The sequence below is a fragment of the Halomonas sp. 141 genome (assembly GCF_002810305.1).
Taxonomy (GTDB): domain Bacteria; phylum Pseudomonadota; class Gammaproteobacteria; order Pseudomonadales; family Halomonadaceae; genus Vreelandella; species Vreelandella stevensii.
Genome location: NZ_PINZ01000160.1, coordinates 1 through 302 on the forward strand (window position 1 = coordinate 1; position 302 = coordinate 302).

General features: G+C 56.6%; 1 protein-coding gene. It reads right to left on the reverse strand.

Annotated features, from left to right (window positions below; all coding sequences use genetic code 11):
* Nucleotides 1-302 (reverse strand): IS200/IS605 family transposase (gene tnpA / locus CWI66_RS18505; protein WP_232711025.1); only part of this gene is annotated, 302 nt, incomplete at both ends.

The window sequence follows — 302 nt, forward strand, 5'->3', positions numbered from 1 at the left end:
GGGGCGCCTCCGACACTTCCCGCAAAGTAGCTTGGACTCCACAGCGAGTTCTTCCGGTAGGCGGGCTGCACCAGTTCAGGGTGTAGTAACTTCATCCGCCGGCTGGATACCCCCTTCAAACTATTCACCAGCCTGGATACCGCCACTTTGGGTGGAAAGTTGACAAGCAAATGGACGTGATCGGTTTCACCGTTGAACTCCTGTAGCTCCGCCTCGAAGTCCCGACACACTCGGTCGAAAAGCAATTCGAGGGAGTTGAGATGCGCGCCGGTGAACACCTTGCCCCGATACCTGGTGACAAA